The sequence below is a fragment of the Chromobacterium sphagni genome (assembly GCF_001855575.1).
GTDB classification, from domain to species: domain Bacteria; phylum Pseudomonadota; class Gammaproteobacteria; order Burkholderiales; family Chromobacteriaceae; genus Chromobacterium; species Chromobacterium sphagni.
Genome location: NZ_MKCS01000001.1, coordinates 1,031,353 through 1,052,811 on the forward strand (window position 1 = coordinate 1,031,353; position 21,459 = coordinate 1,052,811).

Below are 21,459 nucleotides of genomic sequence, written 5' to 3' on the forward strand. Positions count from 1 at the left end.
CGGGCTTCCTCTTCTCTATGGGCTTACTTGGAGGGATAGTCCGCGTGGATGCCAGCCGTGCTGTTCTTTCGATCAGTTTATTCCGTGGCGTTCTTGTCAGTGGCCATCGAAATGGGGTTTCAAGCCCGCGGGTCTTGTTTGCAATTAAATTCTAAAAATAAACATTTTTTGGAATTTAAATTCATTTAGAAATGTTTTTTAAAAACCTTCACGTAAAATTAACCAATGCTTAATCAGATCGTGTTGGTGCCATTGGGATATCTGGGCCGGATTCCGGCCGCCTGCGTTGACAGCTGCGACCGTATGCTTCATCAATAGTTCCTGAACGCTATCTTTCATCAATCCAAGCCGATAATTTCGGTGTTTCTCTGATCGATGGCGGAAGTTTGCTTAACTTTTCAGTAGTGACCACTGTCTGTCCCACCCTGGCGTGACCGGCAACGGCCGGCGCGCTGCGCGTCTTGTCGTCGTCACCGATCCGGCCTGCAGAAGTCTTGACCTGGGTTCGCAGCAGCTGTGGCATCACGAGGAACCCAATATGACGTCGACCGCGCTCAATCCCTTGCGGCAACCCAAGCCGTTTTATCTGATCTTCTCGATCGAATTCTGGGAACGTTTCGGCTTTTACGGCTTGCAGGGCATTCTGGCCGTCTATCTGGTGAAGGCGCTGGGCCTGCGCGAGGCCGATTCCTTCACGCTGTTCTCGTCCTTCATCGCGCTGGTCTACGGTCTGGTGGCGGTGGGCGGCTGGCTGGGCGATAAGGTACTGGGCACCAAGCGCACCATTCTGCTGGGCGCGCTGGTTCTGACCGCCGGCTACGCGATGGTGACGGCTTCCGCCGACCACATCAGCCTGCTTTACCTGGGTATGGGCACCATCGCGGTGGGCAACGGTTTGTTCAAGGCCAATCCTTCGTCGCTGCTGTCCAAGTGCTACGAGGAGAACGATCCTCGCCTGGATGGCGCCTTCACCATGTACTACATGGCGATCAACGTCGGTTCGCTGCTGTCGATGCTGGCCACGCCGTGGTTGGCCGACCAGTTCGGCTATGCCCACGCCTTCGCGCTGTCGGTGGCCGGCATGCTGATCACAGTCGCCAATTTCCTGCTGATGCAGAGCTGGGTGAAGGACTACGGTTCCGCCGCCGACTTCAAGACGCCCAAGCTGTCCACCTGGCTGGCGGTATTGGCGGGCGTGGTAGCGTTCTGTCTGATCGCCGCGCTGCTGCTCAAGCATTCGCTGATCGCCAACATCGTGCTGGCGGTGCTGTCCATCGGTGTGATCGGCGTGTTCGCCAAGGAAACGCTGGCGCTGCAGGGCACCGAGCGCAAAAAGATGATCGTCGCCGCCATCCTGATGCTGCAGGCCACGGTGTTCTTCGTGCTGTACAACCAGATGCCGCTGTCGCTGAACTTCTTCGCCATCCACAACACCGTGCACGAACTGTTCGGCATCGCGGTGCAGCCGGAGCAGTTCCAGTCGCTGAACCCGTTCTGGATCATGCTGGCCAGCCCGCTGCTGGCGCTGTGCTACAACAAGCTGGGCAACCGCCTGCCGATGCCGCACAAGTTCGCCATCGGCATGGTGCTGTGCGCCGGCGCCTTCCTGGTGCTGCCGCTGGGCGCCAAGTACGCCAACGCCCAGGGCCTGGTGTCGTCCAACTGGATGGTGCTCAGCTACCTGCTGCAAAGCATAGGCGAGTTGCTGATTTCCGGCCTGGGTTTGGCGATGGTGGCGCAGTTGGTGCCGCAGCGGCTGATGGGCTTCATCATGGGCGCCTGGTTCCTCACCTCGGCGGCGTCGTCTGTGATAGCCGGCTGGGTGGCGGGCCTGACCGCAGCGCCGGACAATGTGACCGATCCGCTGGCGACGCTGGAGATTTACAGCCGCGTGTTCACCCAGATCGGGGTGGTGACCGGCGGCATCGCCCTGGTCACCATCGTCATCGCGCCGTGGCTGCACCGGATGACGCTGGACGAGAAAGCGGAGAAACCGGAGCACGAGCTGGCGCTGGACGCGCGCTGAGCCTGACGCCCATCCGGACAGTAACGGGGGCTTAGGCCCCCGTTTGCTTTAATCGGCCAGTTCGATCACCACCCGCTTGTTGCGCGCGCCCTTGTTTTCCATCTTCTTCACCCGCACCCGGCCGATTTCGCCGGTGCGCGCCACATGGGTGCCGCCGCAGGGCTGCAGGTCGACGCCGGCCACTTCCACCAGACGGATCTCCGGCAAATGCAGCGGCGGCGTCACCGACATGGTCTTGATCAACTCCGGCTGCGCCTTCAGCGCCTCGCCGCTGGTCATGCGTATTCCCACCGCCAGATCCTGCGCGATCAGCTGGTTGAGGCGGGTCTCGATATCGTCCTTGTCCAGCTCCATGCCTTCGGGCAGGTCGAAGTCCAGCCGGCCGGATTCTGCGGTGAGGTTGCCGCCGGTGACGCCCAGCGGGATCACCACCGACAGCAAATGCAGACAGGTGTGTATCCGCATGTGGCGGTGGCGGCGTTCCCAGTCCAGCTCCAGCGTCACCGCGGTGCCGGGCGCGAGGAGGACGTCGCCCTCGGTCTGGTGCAGGATGGCGCGGCTTTCGCGGTCGCGGCGGGTGTCGACGATGCGCAGCGCGCCGCCGTCCTCCAGCCTCAGCGTGGCGCTGTCGCCGGGCTGGCCGCCGCCCAGCGGATAGCACAGCGTGTCTTCCAGGACCAGGCCGGCATCGCCGTGGTTGAGCACGCGGGTGGCGAGGCGGGTTTGATAAGGATCTTGATAGAATTGTTCTGCCATGGTGCTTCCTTTGTCGTCTTGTCAGGGTAGGGTGATGGCTGCGCCGGCGGATTTCAAGTGACAGCGCCGCGAACAAAAGGTGGTAACAGCTTGTCGCGCAAGGCTTTAGCGCCGATAATCGCCGCCAATCGTTTTTTTGGACCGCAGTCGATGCAAGAACATAATCTGGAACACTACAATCCACCGCCGGACACCGGCCTTTCCGTGATCTACGCCGACAGCTGCCTGCTGGTGCTGGACAAGCCCTCCGGCCTGCTGTCGGTACCGGGACGCGGCGAGGACAAGGCCGACTGCCTGATCAGCCGCGCGCAGAAGGAATACCCGGACGCCTTGACCGTGCACCGGCTGGACATGGCCACTTCCGGCCTGGTGGTGATGGGACGCGGTCCGGCAATGCAGCGCGCGCTGTCGATCGCCTTCATGGAGCGCAAGGTGAAGAAGCGCTACATCGCGGTGGTGGACGGCATTGTCGAGACCAATAGCGGCGTGATAGACCTGCCGCTGAGCATAGACTGGCCGAACCGGCCGCGGCAGAAGGTGGATCTGGAGTGTGGCAAGCAAGCCATCACCCATTACCGGGTGATCTCGCGCGACACCGGCCGCGACCTCACCCGGGTGGAGCTGGACCCGCAAACCGGCCGCGCCCACCAGCTGCGCATGCACATGCTGCATCTGGACATGGGGCACCCGATACTGGGCGACGACATCTACGCGCCGCCGGAGGTGCTGGCCAAGGCCAACCGCCTGTTGCTGCACGCATCAAGGCTGGTGTTGCGGCATCCGGTGACGTTCGAGGAGATGGAGTTCGAGGCGCCGGCGCCGTTCTGACGCCGTGCTGGACTGCAAACAAAAAGGGATGCCATTCAGGCATCCCTTTTTTTGTCCGCCGCCGGCGCCTTACTGGCGCGCGGCGCGGACGTTGTCCTGCGGCGCGGATTCGAAATTGCTGCGCCAGGGGTTGATGTCCAGGCCGCCGCGGCGGGTGTAGCGGGCATAGACGGTGAGCTGTTCCGGCGCGCAGGCGCGCAGCACGTCGACGAAGATGCGCTCCACGCACTGTTCGTGGAATTCATTGTGCTGGCGGAAGCCTATCAGGTAGCGCAGCAGCGCCTCGCGGTCTATCCGCGGGCCGGTGTAGCGGATGGCCACACTGCCCCAGTCCGGCTGGCCGGTGACCAGGCAGTTGGACTTCAAGAGATTGCTGCACAGCGTCTCGCTGACGATGTCGGCCGCGTCGGCCTGGAGAATGTGCGGGCAGGGCGCGTAGTTGTCCACTGCGATATCCAGATCGTCGATGTATTCCCCAGCCAGCTCTCGCACCTGTTCGGCGGCGAAGTCGCGCGGCAGCGTGATGCCCACTTCCACTTGCGCGCCGGCGGCTTCGGACAGGTCGCCCGCCAACTGCGTCGCCAGCGCGGCGACGCTGTCCAGCCGCGTCTGGTTGTAGCTGTTCAGATACAGCTTGAACGATTTGGATTCGATCAGTCTGGGGCTGTCGGCAGGGATGCGGAAGGTGGCGATGGCCACCTGCGGCTTGCCGCGGGTGTTGAGCCAGGACAATTCGAAGCCGGTCCAGATGTCGACGCCGGCAAACGGCAGCGCCGTTTCCTCCACGCCTATCTCGTCGCGCTTGGTCTGGCGGGCGATGGGAAACAGCAGGCTTTTGTCGTAATGGTCCTGGTAGCAGACGGTTTTGCCCAGCGGCGAATGTTCCGGGGTGGCGGCGTGAGTGTTCATATTCGGTTTCCTTGTACTGCCAGACCCTGGCCTGACTGTTTTATAACGGCAGGCGCCTCAGTGTTCCTTGCGCATGAATTCGCGCGGGCGGAAGCCCAGCGCGTACAGCGAGGCGAAATAGGCGACGGCGCCGGCGGCGACCAGCAGGCTCAGCCAAAGCGCGCGCTGCCAGGCGCGGCCATGCCAGTCTATCGGCAGGTAGTGCTGGCAGGCCAGCAGCACCGCCGCCATCACCAGGATGGCCGCCGCCAGCCGCAGGAGGAAGCTTTGCCAGCCGGCGCCGGGGCGGTAGATGCCGCGCTGGCGCAGGCGGGTCAGCAGCAGGCCGGCGTTCAGGCAGGAAGCCAGGCCGATCGACAGCGCCAGGCCGGCGTGCTTGAGCGGAAACACGAAAGCCAGGTTCATCGCCTGGGTGGCGCACAGCGTGATCACGGCGATGCGCACCGGGGTCTTGATGTCTTGGCGCGCGTAGAAGCCGGGCGCCAGCACCTTCACCAGGATCAGGCCCAGCAGGCCGAAGGAATAGGCGATCACCGCCTGCTGCGACATCAGCGCGTCGTGCGGGGTGAACTTGCCGTACATGAACATGGTGTAGAGCAGCGGACCGGACAGCAGGCCCAGGCCCACGGTCGCCGGCACCGCCAGCAGCAGCGACAGGCGGATGCCCCAGTCCAGCAGCACGCTGAATTCGGCGTCGGACTTGCTGGCGGCGTGCTTGGACAAGGATGGCAGCAGGATGGTGCCGAGCGCCACGCCCAGCACGCCGGATGGGAATTCCATCAGCCGGTCGGCGTAATACATCCACGACACGCTGCCGGTGGGCAGGAAGGAGGCGAAGGTGGAGTTGATCAGCAGGGAAATCTGCGCCACCGACACGCCGAAGATCGCCGGGCCCATCTGGCGGATTACCCGCCACACCTCCGGGTCGCGGAAGGCGAACGCCGGCCGGGCCAGCATGCCTATCTGCTTCAGGAAGGGCAGTTGCCATACCAACTGCACCAGGCCGCCGACGAACACCGCCCAGGCCAAGGCCATGATGGGCGGGTGGAAGTAATGGGTGAGCCACAGCGTGAACACGATGAAGCTGAGGTTGAGGAAGGTGGGAGTGAAGGCTGGGATGGAGAATTTGCCCCAGCTGTTCAGGATGCTGCCGGTCATCGACGACAGCGAGATGAAGAAGATATAAGGAAAGGACACCCGCAGGATGTCGGCGAACAGCGCGGCCTTGGCCGGCTCGCGGTAGAAGCCTGGCGCGGAGATCCACATGATCAGCGGCGCGAACAGCATGCCCAGCGCGGTGACCAGCAACAACACCGAGCCGAGCACGCCGGTGACTTTGGCGACGAATTGGCGGGTTTCCTCGTGTGTGCGGTTTTGCTTGTATTCGCCCAGTATCGGCACGAAAGCCTGCGAGAAGGCGCCCTCGGCGAACAGCCGCCGCAGCATATTGGGAATCTTGAAAGCGGCGTTGAAAGCGTCGGCGGACAAGCCGGCGCCGAAAGTCCGTGCGACCAGGGTATCGCGGACCAGGCCGAGAACGCGGGACACCATGGTCATGCTGCTGACTGCAGCCAGGGCCTTAAGCAGGTTCATTGGGAATTAGGCAACACAGGGCGGGTTGAGCAAGGCCGCTAGTTTACGCCGGCCCGTTTATTGTTGCAAAACCTGAGTTTAGGGCTTAGAATCGCGAGTTTCAGATTCCGCTCATCAGGAGATAGATTCATGGCTAACAGCGCACAAGCTCGCAAGCGTGCACGCACAGCCCTTAAGCAGCGCGCGCACAACGCCAGCCTGCGTACTGCGTTCCGTACCGCAGTTAAGAAAGTGCTCAAGGCAATCGAAGCCGGTGACAAGGCTGCCGCTAAGGTAGTATTCCACGCTTCCGAAAAAGTGATCGACCGCATTGCTGACAAGGGCGTGTTCCACAAGAACAAGGCTGCTCGTCACAAGAGCCGTCTGTCCTCGCAGATCAAGGCTATGGCCTGATCCTCAGCCCAGGCTGAAAAGAATACGCAAAGGCTCCGCAGCGCGGAGCCTTTTGTGTTCGGCAAACACCCCCGCCTGCATCGCGCAGCGGGGGTGTTTGCCGTCGCGCATCGACATTCCATGCGGATTTCACGATACTGGCTGTTCCAGCTTTAGCATAAGGAATGGGCCGCCATGAAAACCGCTATTGCCATTCGCCATCTGGCCTTTGAGGATCTGGGCATTCTGCAGCCGCTGCTGCAGGCGCGCGGCTTCCGCATCGAGTACCGCGAGGCCGGCGTGGACCGGCTGGACGGGCTGGCGCTGGAGCAGGTGGATTTATTGATCGCGTTGGGCGGGCCGATCGGCGCCTTCGACGACGAGCTTTATCCCTTCTTGGTCGACGAACTGGGCGCGATCCGGCGCCGGCTGCAGGCGCGCCGTCCGATTCTGGGCATCTGCCTGGGGGCGCAGCTGATGGCGCGGGCGTTAGGCGCGGGCGTGGCGGCGATGGGGCATAAAGAAATTGGTTTTGCCGAGCTGCAACTGACTGAGGCCGGCATGCGCTCGGCGCTGGCGCCGCTGGCCGACTCGCCGCTGGCGTTGCATTGGCATGGCGACCAGTTCGACATCCCGGACGGCGCGCAGCGGTTGGCGGCCAGCGCCCGGTGTCCGAACCAGGCTTTCGCCATCGGCAATCACGCGCTGGGCCTGCAGTTCCACCTGGAGGCCGATCCGCAGCGGCTGGAAAGCTGGCTGGTAGGCCATGCTTGCGAGCTGGCCGCCACCGGCATCGATCCGCGCACGCTGCGCGAGCAGTGCCGCCGCCATGGCGAGACGCTGCGGCGGCAGGGCTCCCTGGTGTTCGCGCGCTGGCTGGACGGGCTGGGGTAAGCGCAGCGAGCGCTATTTTTGAGATGAGAACCGGCCCGCCTGCGCGGGCCTGCTGGTTTACAGCAGCCGGGCGGCCTGGCGCGCCATCTCGCCCTCTTCGTCGGTGGGCAGCACGTAGGCCGGCAGGCGGCTGGCGGCGGTGGTGAGGCGGCGGGCATGGGTCAGGTTGGCGGCGTGGTCTAGCTCGAAGCCCAGCCAGGACAGCTGCTGCAGTATTCTGGCGCGCACCTCGGCCGAGTGCTCGCCGATGCCGGCGGTGAAGATCAGTCCGTCCAGCCCCCTGAGCGCGCCGGCCAGGCTGGCCACTTCGCGCGCTGCCCGGTAGCAGAACAATTCCACCGCCTCGCGCGCGGCCGGCTGCTCGCTGTCCAGCAGCTCGCGCATGTCGGCGGAAATGCCGGACACCCCTAACAGGCCGGAGTTCTTGTACAGCTCGCGCCGCACATCCTTCACCCCCATGCCTTCATGTTCCTGCCAGTACAGGATCACTTCCGGGTCGATATAGCCGGGGCGGCTGCCCATCACCAGACCGTCCACCGCGGAGAAGCCCATGCTGGAGGCGATGCTGCGGCCAGACTCCAGCGCGCAGGCGCTGGCGCCGCTGCCCAGGTGGCACACCACCGTCTTGCGGTGGTCTAGATTCAGCTCCGGCAGGCGGCGGGCGATGGCGGCGTAGGACAGGCCGTGGAAGCCGTAGCGGCGCACGCCTTCGTCATGCCAGTGACGGGCGATGCCGAAGCGGGTGGCGATCACCGGCTGGCTGGCGTGGAAGGCGGTGTCGAAGCAGGCGATCTGCGGCAGCCGGCTGTCCATCGCGGCGAAGGCGTCGATCACCTCCAGGCTCACCGGCTGATGCAGCGGCGCCAGCGCGATGTAGTCCTCCAGCGCGCTTCTCACCTCGGCGTCTATCCGCACCGCCTGCACGAAGCGGTTGCCGCCATGCACCACCCGGTGCGCCAACGCCCGCGTTTCCAGCGCCTGGTCGGCCAGGCTGTCCAACACCGCCGCCAGCGCGGTGGCGTGTTCGGCATCGGGCAGCGCCTGCTCCTCCAGCGTCTGGCCTTTGGCGTTGGCTAGCTGCAGACGGGCGTTGTCGCTGCCGAAACGGTCCACCATGCCGCGGGCTAGCAAGATCTGGCCGTCGGCGCTGAAGGCGCGGAATTTCAGCGTGGCGGAGCCGGCGTTGATGGCCAGCAGGCAGGCGCTCATGGCCGTCCTCCGCCCTGGCGACGCTTGTGCGCCAGCAGATTGGCGATGGCGCTGGAGGCCAGGCGGCCGCTGGCGTCGTCGGCGCGGCTGGTCAGCACCATCGGCACCCGCGCGCCCATCACCACGCCGGCCGAGGCGGCGCCGGCCAGGTAGGTCAGCTGCTTGCCCAGCATATTGCCGGCCTCCAGGTCCGGCACCAGCAGGATGTCCGGGTCGCCAGCCACCGGCGAGACGATGCCCTTGCTGGCGGCGGCCTCCTTGGAGATGGCGTTGTCGAAGGCCAGCGGGCCGTCCAGGATGGCGCCGGTGATCTGGCCGCGGTCGGCCATCTTGCACAGCGCGGCGGCGTCCAGTGTCGAGCGCATCTCGGGATTGATGGTTTCCACCGCGGCCAGGATGGCCACCTTGGGGCAGGCGATGCCCAGCGCGTGGGTCAAGTCGATGGCGTTCTGGCAGATGTCGCGCTTGGTGATCAGGTCGGGCTCGATGTTGATCGCCGCGTCGGTGATGAACAGATAGCGCGGATAGCTTTCCACCTTCATCACCCAGATGTGGCTGATGCGGCGGTCGGTGCGGACGCCGGTGTCGCGCGCCAGCGCCGCGCTCATGAATTCGTCGGTGTGCAGGCTGCCCTTCATCAGGATGTCGGCGTAGCCGTCGCGCACCAGCTGCACTGCCCGTTCGGCGGCGGCGTGGCTGTGTTCCACGTCTATGCACTCGAAGCGCCGGAGGTCGATGCCCAGTTCGTCGGCCAGTTTTTTCAGCTTGGCCAGCGGTGCCACCAGGATGGGGGTGGCGATGCCGTTTTCCGCGGCCTCTACCGCGCCCAGCAACGATTCTCGGCTGCAGGGGTGGGCTACCGCCATCGGCAGCGGGCCCCGTTCGCGCGCCTGTTGCAGGATGTCGTCGAATGCGTGGTCGTCGTGCGTCATGCTGCGCTCCTCAAGCCTTGATGTGGTAGCCGCCGTCGACGTAGATGGTCTGGCCGGTGAGGCCGCTGGCGGCGTTGGAAATCAGGAAGGCGCAGGTGGCGCCCACTTCCTCGATGTCGACCAGGCGGTTCTGCGGCGCGCGGGCGATGGCGTCTTCGATCAATTGGTCGAAGTGGGCGATGCCGGAGGCGGCGCGGGTTTTCAGCGGGCCGGGCGACACCACGTGCACGCGGATGCGCTTGGGGCCCAGTTCGTTGGCGAGGTAGCGGGACACGCTCTCCAGCGCGGCCTTCACCGGTCCCATGATGTTGTAGTTCTCCACCACCTTGTCGGCGCCGTAGTAGCTCATGGTGATCAGGCTGCCGCCGTTCTGCATCAAGGGCTCGGCCAGGCGGGTCATTTCGATGAAGGAATAGCAGGACACGTGCATTGCCTGCTGGAAGCCAGCCAGCGAACAGTCGGTCACCCGGCCGTGCAGATCTTCCGCCGGGCAGTAGGCGATGGAGTGGATGATGAAGTCCAGCGTGCCCCAGTGTTTGGCGATCTGCTCGAACACCGTCCGCATCTGCTCCGGCTGCTCCACGTCCATCGGCATCACCAGCGGCGACTGCAAGGCCTCGGCCAGCGGCCGCACGTATTTCTCGGCCTTGGCGTTGAGGTAGGTGACCGCGCATTCCGCGCCCAGCTGGCGCAGCACGCTGGCGCAGCCGTAGGCTATGCTGTTCTCGTTGGCGATGCCGACGATCAGTCCTTTTTTGCCGGCGAGAATGTTGCGAATGCTTTCCATCTGACCTTCTTGGTAAACCATGTAGACCTCCGGGATAGCGTTGCGGGACGGTGTTGCGGGAAGCGGATGTGAAAGTGGTTTTTGTATTGCCGTTTCAGTCGGATATAATCACCGGTTTGCAAGGCGGCGCACTTGAGTTTGAAAGCCGGTGGCCGCACCTGTACAGTCAAGCCTGTACACAGTTTAGTTCCAAGTGTGGTGCAGTGCAGCATCCAAGGGTATTATGCCATTGTGGTCAATTGGCGGGGAAATAAAGCTATGCCGATCTATGAATATCGTTGCAGCGCCTGTGGCGTTGCCAAGGAACACCTGCAAAAACTCAGCGACGCGCCGGTTGCCAACTGCCCGGCCTGCGGCAGCGCCGACTATCGCAAGCAGTTGTCGGCCGCCGGCTTCCAGCTGAAGGGTTCGGGCTGGTACGCCACCGACTTCAAGGGCGGCGCCAGCGCCGCCAGCAGCAGCGATGGCGGCGGCGGCCACAGTTGCGGCACCGGCTGCGGTTGCGACTGATGTCGGTATCCCCCAAGATAAAAATGACCCTCAAGGGTTACCTGATCGCTGGTCTGGTCATCTGGCTGCCGCTGGCGGTGACCCTATGGGTGCTCAACCTGATCATCAGCTCGCTGGACCAGACGCTGACGCTGCTGCCGCGGGAGTGGCGGCCGGAGGCGCTGTTCGGCATGCATGTGCCAGGCCTGGGCGTGGTGTTCGCCGTTCTGGTGGTGATGGGCACCGGCATGCTGGCGGCCAATGTGCTGGGCCGCAAGCTAGTGGCGTTCTGGCACGGCCTGTTGTCGCGCACCCCGGTGGTGCGTTCGATCTACAACAGCGTCAAGCAGGTCAGCGACACGCTGTTCTCCGACTCCGGCAACGCCTTCAAGAACGCGCTGTTGGTGCGCTGGCCGCACCAGAACGCTTGGACCGTGGCCTTCCAGACCGGCACCCCGGCGCAGCAGGTGCTGCAATACGCTGAGGACGGCGAGGAGCTGGTCAGCGTCTACGTGCCGACCACCCCCAATCCCACCTCGGGCTACTTCATCGTGGTGCCGCGCAGCGACACCCGCCAACTGGACATGAGCGTGGACGACGCGCTCAAGTACGTCATCTCGATGGGCGTGGTGGTACCCAATCCGCCGCCGGAAGCCCAGCGTCCGCGCTTGAATGACGAACATAATCGGCAGGGCTAGGCCGTCACCCTGTCTAGCCCCTAAACGCCTTTCTCCCTTGCGGGAGCTTTACCGGATTCAATAAAAAGGTTTACCCAATGCGTACCGATTACTGTGGACTTATCGACAAGAAATACCTCGGCCAGACCGTCACGGTCAAAGGCTGGGCGCACCGCCGCCGCGACCACGGCGGCGTGATCTTCATCGACCTGCGCGACCGCGAGGGCCTGGTGCAGGTGGTGATCGACCCGGATACCCCGGAAGCGTTCAAGCTGGCCGACAGCAGCCGCAACGAATACGTGCTGTCGATCAGCGGCATCGTGCGCGAGCGCCCGGCCGGCACCGCCAACAGCAAGATGATCTCTGGCGAGATCGAGATCCTGGCCAAGGAAATCGAAATCCTCAACGCCGCGGCCACGCCGCCGTTCCAGATCGACGACGAGAACCTGTCGGAAAACGTCCGCCTGACCAACCGCGTGATCGATCTGCGCCGCCCGGCGATGCAGAAGAACCTGCGCCTGCGCTACCGCGTGGCGATGGGCGTGCGCAACCACCTGGACAAGCAGGGCTTCATCGACATCGAAACCCCGATGCTGACCCGCTCCACTCCGGAAGGCGCCCGCGACTATCTGGTGCCGTCGCGCGTGCACCCGGGCGAATTCTTCGCGCTGCCGCAATCGCCGCAGCTGTTCAAGCAGCTGCTGATGGTGGCCGGCTTCGACCGCTACTACCAGATCACCAAGTGCTTCCGCGACGAAGACCTGCGCGCCGACCGCCAGCCTGAATTCACCCAGATCGATATCGAAACCTCGTTCCTGAACGAGGACCAGATCATGGACATCACCGAAAACATGACGCAGGAGATTTTCCGCGACGTGATGGGTGTTGAGCTGGGCAAGTTCCCGCGCATGACCTATGGCGACGCGATGTTCTACTACGGCTCCGACAAGCCGGACATGCGCGTGTCGCTGAAATTCACCGAACTGACCGATCTGATGAAGACCGAGGAGTTCAAGGTGTTCCGCGGCGCGGCAGACATGGCGGGCGGCCGCGTGGTCGCCCTGCGCGTGCCCGGCGGCGCGGGGCTGTCGCGCAAGGAAATCGACGACTACACCCAGTTCGTCGGCATCTACGGCGCCAAGGGCCTGGCCTACATCAAGGTCAACGACAAGAGCAAGATCACCAACGACGAGAACAGCGGCCTGCAGTCGCCCATCGTCAAGTTCCTGTCGGTGAACGGCCTGAGCGAGATCATGGCCCGCACCGGCGCCGACGACGGCGACATCATCTTCTTCGGCGCTGACAAGGCCAAGGTGGTGAACGAGGCGATCGGCGCGCTGCGCATCAAGATCGGCCACGAGCGCGGCGAAGCCGGCGGCTACTTCGTGCGCGAATGGCGCCCGTTGTGGGTGGTGGACTTCCCGATGTTCGAGCACGACGAGGAAGCGGACCGCTGGACCGCCTGCCACCATCCATTCACCAGCCCCAAGGTCGGCCACGAGGACCTGATGGAAAGCAACCCGGGCGCCTGCCTGGCGCGCGCCTACGACATGGTGCTGAACGGCTGGGAAATCGGCGGCGGCTCCATCCGTATCCACCGCGCCGACGTGCAGGAGAAGGTGTTCGGCGCGCTGAAGATCACTCCGGAAGAGCAGCAGAACAAGTTCGGCTTCCTGCTGGACAACCTGAAGTTCGGCGCGCCGCCGCATGGCGGCCTGGCCTTCGGCCTGGACCGTCTGGTGACGCTGATGTGCGGCGCGGACTCCATCCGCGACGTGATCGCCTTCCCCAAGACCCAGCGCGCCCAGTGCCTGCTGACCAACGCGCCGAACGCGGTGGACGACAAGCAGCTGCGCGAACTGAACCTGCGCCTGCGCCAGAAGGCCGAGCCCAGCGCCTGAGCCTGACCGCGGCGAATCATAAAACGGACACCTGGGTGTCCGTTTTTTTTTCCGGCGGGGCGTCCATGGCTGGGGTGGCGACTGGCGAACGCGCGCCCTTCGGTCTCCGGCAAGTCGCTTGAAACCTTGAGCGCTCATCCCCATATAAGCGTGATAAGCCAGTTGTGGCTGCGGGCCGCCCTGCTGTTGCGGCGATTGCAAAACTTTATCGCAACGATATCGATTTACAATTTGCCGGGTCCGGGCTGGCTGATTTATAAAGCCTCGCAATCCGCGACGTTTTCCGATGCCCGATCAGGGAAGCGTTGTCATACCAAGACCTTTAAGGAGATCCAAATGGCCGTACTCGTTGGCAAGCAAGCCCCCTTCTTCGCTGGTGAAAAAACCTTCTCCGCCGTGCTCGGCGATGGTCAGATCGTTGACAACTACTCCTTCAAGCAGGCCACCGCCGGCAAGTACGCCGTGGTGTTCTTCTATCCGCTGGACTTCACCTTCGTGTGCCCGTCGGAACTGATCGCCTTCGACCACCGCCTGGCCGAATTCAAGGAACGCAACGTGGAAGTGATCGGCGTGTCCATCGACAGCCAGTTCACCCACGCCGCATGGCGCAACACTCCGGTGGAAAAGGGCGGCATCGGCCAAGTTGGCTACACCCTGGTGGCCGACATCCAGCACGAGCTGTGCCAGGCGTTCGACGTTCAGGCCGAAGGCGGCGTAGCCTTCCGCGGCTCCTTCCTGATCGACCGCTCCGGCGTGGTGCAGCACCAGGTGGTCAACAACCTGCCGCTGGGCCGCGACATCGGCGAAATGCTGCGCGTGGTTGACGCGCTGCAATTCACCGAAGAGCACGGCGAAGTGTGCCCGGCTGGCTGGAGCAAGGGCAAGAAGGGCATGAAGCCGTCCGCCGAAGGCGTGGCTTCCTACCTGGCCGAGAACGCCAAGGACCTGTAATCCCGCCTGAGGGATAGCCTGTCCTGACACCCCGCCCGCGCAAGCCGGCGGGGTGTTGTCTTGTCGGCGGGGGGGCGTGTATCAGCGGGGGCGTCAGCCGACCGGGGCCGGCCGCAGCATCTTCCTCAGGGCGCCGTGCTGGATCGCCACGCCCAGGCAGGCCACCAGCGCGCACAGCCACCACAGCGCCGCGCCGCCCAGATGGCCGTACAGCGCCGTGCCCAGCGCCGGCGCCACCAGGGTGCGGCCGTTCCAGGCGGCGTTGTACAGGCCGAGGTAGCTGCCGCGCAGCCGGCCTTCGGAGCGGTGCATCACCAGTTGCGCGTAGCTGGGCGACAGCAACAGCTCGCCGAAGGTCAGCGTCACCATCATCAGGATGGGCCAGAGCACGCTGTGGCCGACGTTCAGCCACAGGAAGGAACAGCCGGTCAGCAGCACGCCGAGCTGGGTGCTGAGGCCCAGGCCCCAGCGCAGGATGCGGCGGCTGATGGGGAGCTGCAGCGCCACCACCATCAGGCCGTTGATGGTGAACAGATAGCCGACCCATTGCGGTCCGAGCTGGTAGTGTTCGCGCAGGAACAGCGCCAGCGTCACGTACATCTGGTCGAAGGCCAGCGTTATCAGGATCAGCGCGGCGATGCTGCGCAGAAAGCTGACGTCGCGCCACGGGCCGACTAGGGTGACGTCCGCCTGTTCGTCGCGGCGTCCGGGCTGGGTGCGCTCGCGCTGGCGGCGGTACGACCAGGCCAGCCAGCAGGCGGCCAGCAGCGTGCCGCTGGCGTTGGCGGCGTATACCCACTGGTAGCCATAGGCGGCGAGAAAGCCGCTGGTGACGCCGGCGATGGCCACCCCCAGGTTGAACGCCACCCGCATCATGCCCTGGGCCACCGGCCGTTGCTGCGGGGTGCAGGGCTCCAGCGCCAGCCGCTGGTTGACCGGACGGAAACCGCCGTCGGCCATGCCGGACAGCACCAGCACCGGCATGAACAGCCATACTGGAATCTGCAGCGCCAGCAGCGCCATGCACAGGCCGGACAGGGACAAGGCCAGCACCGCCAGCGCCCGGCTGTCGAAACGGTCGCTCAGGCTGCCGCCCTTGAGCGAGCCTATCAGCATGCCGGCGCCGTAGAAGGCCATCAGCATGCCGATCTGGCTGTAGGGCAGATGGTAGCCCTCGCGCAGGTACAGCGGCAGGAACAGCTTGGAAATGCCGCCGACGTTGTTGATGAAGCTGCACAGCACCTGGATGTAGACGCTGGGCGGCAGGCCACGGTATGGCCGCAGCCATCGCTGCAGGAAGGACGGGGTGTGGTTTGGCATGTGCGTGGGCCGGCGGGCCGTGGAGTTTTCGCGGGGCGAAGTGCCGAAGCGCCGCTGGCGGATGTTATTATGCGATTCGCCTATTCTGTTCGTGCTGATGCGAACAAGTCAATCATATTGCTGGATTATTTCACTGGCAGTTTCGCCTTCACCGTGCGCATCATGGTGATCTGCTTGTCGGCGCGCGGGTGCAGGCCATCGGGCTGGAAGCTGGCCAGATCGCCGGCGAAGCCCGCCACCAGTAGCGGCACGTAGGCCAGATGGTTGCTTTTGGCGATTTCATCATAGGCGGCGCGGAACTCGGCGCCGTAACGGGGGCCATAGTTCGGTGGCAGCGCCATGCCCACCAGCAGCACCCTGGTCTTGCGCGCTTGCGCCAGGTCGACCATGCGCTGCAGGTTCTGCCGCATGTCGGCCAGCGGCAAGCCGCGCAGTCCGTCGTTGGCGCCCAGCTCCAGCACCAGCACGTCGGGTTGGTGGCGGGCGAGCGCGTCGGGCAGGCGGGACAGGCCGCCGGCGCTGGTTTCGCCGGACACGCTGGCATTGACTACCCGATGGCGCGGCGCCAGGTCCTTGGCCAATAACGCCACCCAGCCCTGCCCGGCGGACAGGCCGTAGCCCGCCGACAGGCTGTCGCCGAACACTAGGATGGTGGCGGCGCCGGCTGGCAGCTGCCACAGCAGCAATAAGGGGAACAGTATCTTGCAGACGATAGAGCGCATGAGCAATCCAGAGAAAAAGGCGGTACTGGCCGCCAAAGAGTTGGCCAAGCAGGTTCATTTCCGCGGCGACGTGCTGCACATCCTGCGCAGCGCCTCGCTCACGCTGTATCCCGGCGAAAGCGTGGCCATCGTCGGCACTTCGGGCTCGGGCAAATCCACGCTGTTGTCGCTGCTGGCCGGGTTGGACCACCCCAGCGATGGTGAGGTGGCGCTGTTCGGCAAGCCGCTGTCGCGCTTGAGCGAAGACGCGCGCGCGCTACTGCGGCGCGACAAGGTGGGCTTCGTGTTCCAGAACTTCCAGTTGCTGCCGCAGCTGACCGCGCTGGAAAACGTCATGCTGCCACTGGAGCTGGCCGGACGCAACGACGCGCGCGAGGCGGCGCGGCAGATGCTGGAACGGGTGGGGCTGGCCGCGCGGCTGAGCCACTACCCGCGCCACCTGTCCGGCGGCGAGCAGCAGCGGGTGGCTTTGGCGCGCGCCTTCGTCATCCATCCCGGCCTCTTGTTCGCCGACGAGCCCACCGGCAACCTCGATCCGCATACCGGCCGCCAGATCATAGACCTGTTGTTCCAGCTCAACGCCGAACAGGGCACCGCGCTGGTGCTTGTTACTCACGACAATGAGCTGGCCAGCCGTTGCGACGCCATCTACCGGCTGGTGGACGGCAAGCTCAACGGAGCGCGCGCCGGATGACAGTGCGAGGACGGCTTACCCTGGTGCTGCGCTTCATCCGCCGCGAACTGGTGTCCGGCGAGTTGACCATCCTGGCGCTGGCGCTGTTGGTGGCGGTGGCGGCGATGAGCAGCGTCGCTTTCTTCTCCGACCGGGTGGAGAAGGCGCTGACCACCCAGGCAACCCAGCTGCTGGCGGCGGACTTGGTGCTGAGCGGCAATGCGCCGGCGCCCGACGCCATCCGCGCCGAAGCGCGCAAACGCGGTCTGGGGATGGCCGACAACATCGTGTTTCCATCGATGGTGTTCGCCGGCGGCCAGGCCGCGCTGGCGCAGTACAAGGCCGTCAGCGGCAACTATCCGTTGCGCGGCGAAACCACGGTGCAACTGGCCGACGGCAGCGAACAGAGCGGCCGTCTGCAACCGGCGCCGGGCAGCGCCTGGATGGACGCCAGGCTGATGAGCCGGCTCAAGCTGAAGCTGGGCGACGAGATCGGCGTCGGCAACCGCCAGTTGAAGCTGACCGGCCTGATCGTGCGCGAGCCGGACGGCAGCATGGACGTGTACAACTTCATCCCGCGGCTGATGTTCAACAGCGCCGATCTGACCGCCACCGGCCTGGTGCAGGAGGGCAGCCGCATCCGCTGGCGGCTGTTGTTTGCCGGCGAAGACCGCAAGGTGGCGGACTTCCGCAGTTGGCTGCGCGGACACAAGCCGGCGGGCTCGCGGCTGGAGGACGTGGAGGAGATGCGGCCGGAAATCCGCACCGGATTGGAGCGGGCGCGGCGTTTCCTCGGCCTGACCGCGATGCTGACGGTGGCGCTGGCGGCATCGGCGGTGGCGCTGGTGGTGCGCCGCTACCTGCAGCGCCACTGGCAGCAGGTGGCGGTGCTGCGCTGCCTGGGCCTGGGCTCGGGCGAGGTGTGGGGTCTGTTCGTCAGCCTGTTCCTGCTGCTGGGTCTGCTGGCCGGCGCCTTGGGCACCTTGGCGGGTTTCCTGATCCAGCTGGGCCTGATGCAGCTGTTCAGCGGCTACGTCGGCGAGATGTTGCCGGACCCCGGCTGGCTGCCTTGGCTGATCGGTCCGCTGGCGGCCTTGCTGCTGCTCTCCGGCCTGGCTTTGCCGCCGTTGATGGGAATACAGGACATATCGCCGGCGGCGGTGCTGCGCAATGAACTGCCGCCGACGCGGCAGGGAGTGATCGCCCCGGTGCTGGCCTTGGCCACGCTGCTGGCTTTGGCCTCGTGGCAGGTAGGAGAGTTCGCGCTGGCCGGTTGGTTGCTGGCGGCGATGCTGGGTTTCCTTGGCGTATCCGGCCTGCTGGCGCTGGGCATGGTGATGCTGCTGCGGCGGCTGCCGCGTGGCGGCAAGGTGGGCTGGCGTTTCGGCATCGCCAATCTGGCGCGCCGGCGCTGGCTGGCGGTGCTGCAGGTGGCTTCGCTGTCGGTGGGGCTGATGGCGCTGCTGACGCTGACCGTGGTGCGCGACGATCTGATAGGCGCCTGGCAGCGCAGCGTGCCGGCGGACGCGCCCAACAAGTTCGTGATCAATATCCAGCCCGGCCAGTTGGACGCCATGCGCGACGCCTTCGCCGCGGCGGGGCGGCCGCAGCCGGAGCTGTCGCCGATGGCGCGGGCGCGGCTGATCGCCATCAACGAGCAGCCGGTGCGGCCCGCCGCCTACGACAGCGAACAGGCGCGGCGGCTGGCGGAGCGCGAGTTCAACCTGTCCTGGCGCCAGGATCTGCCGCCCGGCAATCAGGTGGTGTCCGGCAAATGGTGGCCGGATGAGAAGCGGGTGAAGCCGCAGTTCTCGGTGGAGCGCGGCCTGGCCGATAAGCTGGGCATCCGTCTGGGCGACACGCTGGCGTTCGACCTGGCCGGCACCACTTACCGCGCCAGAGTGAGCAGCCTGCGCGAGGTGCCGTGGGACAGCTTCCGGGTGAACTTCTTCGTCATCGGCACGCCGGGGCAGTTCCGCCAGCAGCCGGCCAGCTGGATCACCAGCTTCCGGCTGGAGGCGGCTGACGAAGGCTTCGCCAGCCAGTTGGTGGAGCGTTTCCCCAATATCACGGTGATAGACGTAGGCAGCATACTGGCCGAGGTGAGGGCGATGGTGGACAAACTGACGCGCGGCATCGAGGCGATGTTCCTGTTGGCGCTGGCCGCCGGCGTGCTGGTGCTGTGGGCGTCGCTGACCGCCACCCGCGACGAGCGTTTATCGGATATCGGCCTGATGCGGGCGCTGGGGGCTTCGCGCCGCCAGTTGCGCAGCGTGGTGCTGGCCGAATTGGTGTGGCTGGGCGCGGTGTCCGGGCTGCTGGCGGCGCTGGGGGCGATGGGAATAGGCGTGCTGGCGGCGGTGAAGCTGTTTTCGCTGCCGGTGCTGCTCAACTGGTGGCTGCTGCCGCTGGGCATGGGCGGCGGCGTGTTGGTGGTGACGCTGGCAGGCTGGCCGCTGGTGGGCAAGGTGACGCGCACTCCGCCGTCGACTGTGTTGCGCACAGTGGCTTGAGCGGCTGAAAAAAAACGAAATGAGCGGGCTTGGCCCGCGGGAGACGCAGGATGGACGCAATGGTATTGGCCGCAATGGCCAAATGGCCGAATGTGCCGGCGGTATTCGGCTGGCTGCGGCTGGACGCGCGCGGCCAATGGTGGATCAAGGACGAGCGCCTGCAGCACGAGGCGATGGTGGACTTCTTCAACCGCAACTATGGCCGCGACGGGCAGGGCCGCTGTTATGTACAGAACGGGCCGCAGAAAGTCTACGTGATGCTCGACGCGGCGCCGCTGGTGGCCAGGCGCACGCCCATGGGCTGGAGCACGCTGCCGTACGACGACGACGTGGCCCCGCGCACCGCCTGGCTGACGCCGGATGGCATGCTGCTGTTGGAGATCGGCGGCGAGCTGGCGGTGGTGGACGACCGCGACCTGCCGGCGCTGCTGGACGAGGCGTTGCCGGCCTGGGACGGAACGATGGACGGCCTGCCCGCTGGCTTGCGCCTGGGCGGGACCGAGGTGCCGCTGGCGCGCGAGGAGCTGGCCGCACTGTGGCGGCGTTACGGCATCGTGGCCAAACCCAGATAGCCAGGCCCGGCCTGAAATGGGAAAAGCCCGCTGGCAAGCGGGCTTTTCCCATTCAGATGGGGGGAGTTAGATGGCTACCGCCTTCACCGCCACCAGCCGCTTGCGGCCGGCCAGCATGCCAACCGTGAACGCGGCGGCGGAGATCAGGCAGAACAGCACGGCCAGCGGCCAGACCGCATGGCTATGGCCGCGGATCAGGCCCACGGCGAAGGGGCCGAGCGAGGCCAGCATATAGCCTATGCCCTGCGCCATGCCGGACAGGTGCGCGGCCACGTGCTGGTCAGGCGAGCGGTGCGCCAGCAGGCTCAACGCGGTGCTGAACAGCCCGCCCTGGCCGAATCCCAGCAGCATCGCCCACAGCAGCAGGCTGTCGGTCGGCGCGTACAGCATGCCCAGCAGGCCGGCGATCACCGCGAACAGCGTGATGGCGATCGGCGGCTGCTGGTTGCGACAGCGGTGCGCCAGCATCGGCACCAGCAAGGATGCCGGTACCTGTACCATGGTGGACAGCGACAGCATCAGTCCGCCCTGCATGGCGGTGAGGCCGCGGTCTATCAGGATGGACGGCAGCCAGCCGAACACGATGTAGGCCAGCGACGATTGCAAGCCCATGAACAGCGTCACCTGCCAGGCCAGCGGATCACGCAGCAGGCCGCGCACCTGCCAATGGCCGGCGGCGGCGGCGTGGCGGGTTTTCAGCTGCGGCCACCACACGGCAATGGCCAGCAGCGCCGGCAATGCCCACAGCGCCAGCGCCGGGCGCCAGTCGTGCTGGAAGTATTCCGCCACCGGCACGGTGAAACCGGCCGCCAGCGCCGCGCCCAGGCACAGCGCCATGGTGTAGACGCCGGTCATCAGGCCGGCGCGGCTGGCGAAGTCGCGCTTGACGATACCGGGCAGCAGCACGCCGATCACGCCGATGCCGGCGCCGGCCAGCGCCGAGCCGGCGAACAGGCCGAACAGGCCCAGCTGAGTGCGCAGCAGGATGCCGGCGGCCAGCGCCACCAGCACTACGGCGATGGTCTTCTCGCTGCCCAGGCGGCGCGCCAGGTGCGGCGCCAGCGGGCCGAAGATGCCGAGGCAGGCCACCGGCAAGGTGGTGAGCAGGCCGGCCAGCGCCGGGGTGAGTCCGGTGTCCTGGCTGACCATGCCCAGCACTGGAGCCAGGCTGGACAGCGCCGGACGCAGGTTGAGGCCCACCAGCACCAGTCCCAGCAACAACAGCAGGGTGCGGCCGCGGCTGGCGGGCGGATGGGTCGCCGGCGGGGCGTCGTCGTCGATCAATAGCTCATCGGCGATCAGTTGATTTTGAGTATCGCGGTCGAACATGGTGCT

General features: G+C 65.4%; 20 protein-coding genes. 11 read left to right on the plus strand and 9 right to left on the minus strand.

What is annotated here, in order from left to right; translation table 11 throughout:
• Window positions 1-538 precede the first annotated feature (538 nt).
• Complete coding sequence (dtpA, locus tag BI347_RS04930) at window positions 539-2,026, plus strand: dipeptide/tripeptide permease DtpA (protein WP_071113151.1); 1,488 nt, start codon at window positions 539-541, stop codon at window positions 2,024-2,026.
• A gap of 48 nt (window positions 2,027-2,074) precedes the next feature.
• Here the strand turns inward: dtpA and BI347_RS04935 are convergent, their stop codons facing one another.
• Entirely contained in the window at window positions 2,075-2,782 is a 708-nt protein-coding gene (locus BI347_RS04935) for an alanyl-tRNA editing protein (RefSeq protein ID WP_071113150.1), read from the minus strand.
• A gap of 150 nt (window positions 2,783-2,932) precedes the next feature.
• Between BI347_RS04935 and BI347_RS04940 the strand changes: the two genes are divergently transcribed.
• Window positions 2,933-3,610, plus strand: coding sequence for a pseudouridine synthase (locus BI347_RS04940; protein ID WP_071116344.1), 678 nt, complete (start codon window positions 2,933-2,935; stop codon window positions 3,608-3,610).
• A 69-nt stretch (window positions 3,611-3,679) separates the two neighbouring features.
• Here the strand turns inward: BI347_RS04940 and queF are convergent, their stop codons facing one another.
• Complete coding sequence (gene queF, locus BI347_RS04945) at window positions 3,680-4,519, minus strand: NADPH-dependent 7-cyano-7-deazaguanine reductase QueF (protein WP_071115424.1); 840 nt, start codon at window positions 4,517-4,519, stop codon at window positions 3,680-3,682.
• Between the two features lie 57 nt (window positions 4,520-4,576).
• On the minus strand, window positions 4,577-6,112 hold the full coding sequence (gene murJ, locus BI347_RS04950; protein WP_071115425.1) for a murein biosynthesis integral membrane protein MurJ: 1,536 nt from the start codon (window positions 6,110-6,112) through the stop codon (window positions 4,577-4,579).
• A 129-nt stretch (window positions 6,113-6,241) separates the two neighbouring features.
• Between murJ and rpsT the strand changes: the two genes are divergently transcribed.
• Together rpsT and BI347_RS04960 are read left to right on the plus strand one after the other, a co-directional pair.
• Entirely contained in the window at window positions 6,242-6,505 is a 264-nt protein-coding gene (gene rpsT / locus BI347_RS04955) for a 30S ribosomal protein S20 (protein WP_071113147.1), read from the plus strand.
• Between the two features lie 174 nt (window positions 6,506-6,679).
• Window positions 6,680-7,378 (plus strand): glutamine amidotransferase, encoded by a 699-nt coding sequence (locus tag BI347_RS04960; RefSeq protein ID WP_071115426.1) that lies wholly within the window; start codon window positions 6,680-6,682, stop codon window positions 7,376-7,378.
• A 57-nt stretch (window positions 7,379-7,435) separates the two neighbouring features.
• Here the strand turns inward: BI347_RS04960 and BI347_RS04965 are convergent, their stop codons facing one another.
• The 3 genes from BI347_RS04965 to fabI are packed head-to-tail and all read right to left on the minus strand — an operon-like array spanning window position 7,436 to window position 10,327.
• A complete protein-coding gene (locus BI347_RS04965) occupies window positions 7,436-8,587 on the minus strand; it encodes an acetate/propionate family kinase (RefSeq protein ID WP_071113145.1) in 1,152 nt (383 codons plus the stop codon).
• On the minus strand, window positions 8,584-9,519 hold the full coding sequence (locus BI347_RS04970; protein WP_071113144.1) for a phosphate acetyltransferase: 936 nt from the start codon (window positions 9,517-9,519) through the stop codon (window positions 8,584-8,586). Before BI347_RS04970 ends, BI347_RS04965 begins: the two co-directional genes overlap by 4 nt.
• 10 nt (window positions 9,520-9,529) lie before the next feature.
• Entirely contained in the window at window positions 9,530-10,327 is a 798-nt protein-coding gene (gene fabI / locus BI347_RS04975; RefSeq protein WP_239690823.1) for an enoyl-ACP reductase FabI, read from the minus strand.
• A gap of 237 nt (window positions 10,328-10,564) precedes the next feature.
• On the opposite strand from fabI, the gene BI347_RS04980 reads away from it, so the two are divergent.
• From BI347_RS04980 to BI347_RS04995, 4 genes are all read left to right on the plus strand, one after another.
• On the plus strand, window positions 10,565-10,816 hold the full coding sequence (locus tag BI347_RS04980) for an FmdB family zinc ribbon protein (RefSeq protein WP_071113143.1): 252 nt from the start codon (window positions 10,565-10,567) through the stop codon (window positions 10,814-10,816).
• Entirely contained in the window at window positions 10,816-11,493 is a 678-nt protein-coding gene (locus BI347_RS04985) for a DUF502 domain-containing protein (protein ID WP_071113142.1), read from the plus strand. Before BI347_RS04980 ends, BI347_RS04985 begins: the two co-directional genes overlap by 1 nt.
• A 77-nt stretch (window positions 11,494-11,570) precedes the next feature.
• On the plus strand, window positions 11,571-13,373 hold the full coding sequence (gene aspS, locus BI347_RS04990; RefSeq protein ID WP_071115427.1) for an aspartate--tRNA ligase: 1,803 nt from the start codon (window positions 11,571-11,573) through the stop codon (window positions 13,371-13,373).
• A gap of 336 nt (window positions 13,374-13,709) precedes the next feature.
• The gene (locus BI347_RS04995; RefSeq protein WP_071115428.1) at window positions 13,710-14,324 is read left to right on the plus strand and encodes a peroxiredoxin; all 615 of its coding nucleotides are present in this window, start codon (window positions 13,710-13,712) and stop codon (window positions 14,322-14,324) included.
• A gap of 93 nt (window positions 14,325-14,417) precedes the next feature.
• On the opposite strand, the gene BI347_RS05000 is transcribed toward BI347_RS04995, so the two are convergent.
• Both BI347_RS05000 and BI347_RS05005 read right to left on the minus strand, forming a co-directional pair.
• Entirely contained in the window at window positions 14,418-15,644 is a 1,227-nt protein-coding gene (locus BI347_RS05000) for an MFS transporter (protein WP_071115429.1), read from the minus strand.
• A 125-nt stretch (window positions 15,645-15,769) separates the two neighbouring features.
• Window positions 15,770-16,366 (minus strand): arylesterase, encoded by a 597-nt coding sequence (locus tag BI347_RS05005; RefSeq protein WP_071115430.1) that lies wholly within the window; start codon window positions 16,364-16,366, stop codon window positions 15,770-15,772.
• Between BI347_RS05005 and BI347_RS05010 the strand changes: the two genes are divergently transcribed.
• From BI347_RS05010 to BI347_RS05020, 3 genes are read left to right on the plus strand one after another with little or no spacing between them, the layout of a single operon-like run.
• Window positions 16,365-17,060, plus strand: coding sequence for an ABC transporter ATP-binding protein (locus tag BI347_RS05010; RefSeq protein ID WP_071114170.1), 696 nt, complete (start codon window positions 16,365-16,367; stop codon window positions 17,058-17,060). The two genes, BI347_RS05005 and BI347_RS05010, sit on opposite strands and share 2 nt — an antisense overlap.
• Window positions 17,057-19,552, plus strand: a complete 2,496-nt coding sequence (locus BI347_RS05015; RefSeq protein ID WP_071114168.1) for an ABC transporter permease — start codon at window positions 17,057-17,059, stop codon at window positions 19,550-19,552. The genes BI347_RS05010 and BI347_RS05015 overlap by 4 nt, the downstream gene beginning before the upstream one ends.
• A gap of 59 nt (window positions 19,553-19,611) precedes the next feature.
• Window positions 19,612-20,124 carry a DUF2946 family protein gene (locus BI347_RS05020; protein WP_239690824.1) on the plus strand — a complete coding sequence of 171 codons (513 nt, stop codon included), beginning with the start codon at window positions 19,612-19,614 and terminating at the stop codon, window positions 20,122-20,124.
• Between the two features lie 66 nt (window positions 20,125-20,190).
• On the opposite strand, the gene BI347_RS05025 is transcribed toward BI347_RS05020, so the two are convergent.
• The gene (locus BI347_RS05025; protein ID WP_071115431.1) at window positions 20,191-21,453 is read right to left on the minus strand and encodes a CynX/NimT family MFS transporter; all 1,263 of its coding nucleotides are present in this window, start codon (window positions 21,451-21,453) and stop codon (window positions 20,191-20,193) included.
• Window positions 21,454-21,459 lie beyond the last annotated feature (6 nt).

Excerpts from the sequence above, each read along its gene's own strand:
- BI347_RS04985 (WP_071113142.1), top strand. The coding sequence starts at position 10,816 with ATGTCGGTATCCCCCAAGATAAAAATGACCCTCAAGGGTTACCTGATC.
- BI347_RS04970 (WP_071113144.1), bottom strand. The coding sequence starts at position 9,519 with ATGACGCACGACGACCACGCATTCGACGACATCCTGCAACAGGCGCGC.
- BI347_RS04935 (WP_071113150.1), bottom strand. The coding sequence starts at position 2,782 with ATGGCAGAACAATTCTATCAAGATCCTTATCAAACCCGCCTCGCCACC.
- murJ (WP_071115425.1), bottom strand. The coding sequence starts at position 6,112 with ATGAACCTGCTTAAGGCCCTGGCTGCAGTCAGCAGCATGACCATGGTG.
- BI347_RS04940 (WP_071116344.1), top strand. The coding sequence starts at position 2,933 with ATGCAAGAACATAATCTGGAACACTACAATCCACCGCCGGACACCGGC.
- aspS (WP_071115427.1), top strand. The coding sequence starts at position 11,571 with ATGCGTACCGATTACTGTGGACTTATCGACAAGAAATACCTCGGCCAG.
- BI347_RS04980 (WP_071113143.1), top strand. The coding sequence starts at position 10,565 with ATGCCGATCTATGAATATCGTTGCAGCGCCTGTGGCGTTGCCAAGGAA.
- dtpA (WP_071113151.1), top strand. The coding sequence starts at position 539 with ATGACGTCGACCGCGCTCAATCCCTTGCGGCAACCCAAGCCGTTTTAT.
- BI347_RS05010 (WP_071114170.1), top strand. The coding sequence starts at position 16,365 with ATGAGCAATCCAGAGAAAAAGGCGGTACTGGCCGCCAAAGAGTTGGCC.
- BI347_RS04965 (WP_071113145.1), bottom strand. The coding sequence starts at position 8,587 with ATGAGCGCCTGCCTGCTGGCCATCAACGCCGGCTCCGCCACGCTGAAA.
- BI347_RS05015 (WP_071114168.1), top strand. The coding sequence starts at position 17,057 with ATGACAGTGCGAGGACGGCTTACCCTGGTGCTGCGCTTCATCCGCCGC.
- BI347_RS05020 (WP_239690824.1), top strand. The coding sequence starts at position 19,612 with ATGGTATTGGCCGCAATGGCCAAATGGCCGAATGTGCCGGCGGTATTC.
- BI347_RS04995 (WP_071115428.1), top strand. The coding sequence starts at position 13,710 with ATGGCCGTACTCGTTGGCAAGCAAGCCCCCTTCTTCGCTGGTGAAAAA.
- rpsT (WP_071113147.1), top strand. The coding sequence starts at position 6,242 with ATGGCTAACAGCGCACAAGCTCGCAAGCGTGCACGCACAGCCCTTAAG.
- BI347_RS05005 (WP_071115430.1), bottom strand. The coding sequence starts at position 16,366 with ATGCGCTCTATCGTCTGCAAGATACTGTTCCCCTTATTGCTGCTGTGG.
- BI347_RS05000 (WP_071115429.1), bottom strand. The coding sequence starts at position 15,644 with ATGCCAAACCACACCCCGTCCTTCCTGCAGCGATGGCTGCGGCCATAC.
- queF (WP_071115424.1), bottom strand. The coding sequence starts at position 4,519 with ATGAACACTCACGCCGCCACCCCGGAACATTCGCCGCTGGGCAAAACC.
- fabI (WP_239690823.1), bottom strand. The coding sequence starts at position 10,327 with ATGGTTTACCAAGAAGGTCAGATGGAAAGCATTCGCAACATTCTCGCC.
- BI347_RS05025 (WP_071115431.1), bottom strand. The coding sequence starts at position 21,453 with ATGTTCGACCGCGATACTCAAAATCAACTGATCGCCGATGAGCTATTG.
- BI347_RS04960 (WP_071115426.1), top strand. The coding sequence starts at position 6,680 with ATGAAAACCGCTATTGCCATTCGCCATCTGGCCTTTGAGGATCTGGGC.